This window comes from Enterobacter cloacae complex sp. P13B (assembly GCF_014895915.1).
GTDB classification, from domain to species: Bacteria; Pseudomonadota; Gammaproteobacteria; order Enterobacterales; family Enterobacteriaceae; genus Enterobacter; species Enterobacter bugandensis.
In genome coordinates, this window is sequence record NZ_JADBQN010000083.1 from 1 (window position 1) to 436 (window position 436).

The 436-nt window shown below is 62.2% G+C and carries 1 pseudogene; it reads right to left on the reverse strand.

Features of this window, described 5'->3' with window-relative positions:
* Positions 1 to 52: 52 nt before the first annotated feature.
* Positions 53 to 436: pseudogene (locus tag IM273_RS21845) on the reverse strand (topoisomerase II); the annotation flags it as partial.

A 436-nucleotide genomic window follows, 5' to 3' on the forward strand; every position in this document is an offset into this window, starting at 1 on the left:
AGCGACGACGCGCTAAACCTACGCTAAGTGTCCAAAAAACCAGCGCCCTTCCTTACTCCAGCTCAGACACCGCCAGACGAATCACCCCCGCCGCCTTCTGCTCCGGCAGCGCCAGCACCTTCGCCCACATCTCCTGCACCATATCGCAGGAGAGCTTCTCTTTGCCCGCTGCCTTCTCCGGCATCTGCAGCAGCTGGATGTCCTCGCCGTACTTATCGGCAAGCGCCTTCATAATCGGCCGCACGTCCTCGACAGCGGCCTCACGTTCGGCCAGGGTCACGGTGTGGCGGTTTTTGCCGTAGGCGGCGCGCATCATGTCGGCATCGGCCTGCATGCGCCGGGTCATCAGGTCTTTATCCAGCATGCGCATCGGGTTGATGCCGCCCTTCACCATCGGGTAGAGGAAGCGGAAGCAGGCGTCGTCGCTCACCTTCTG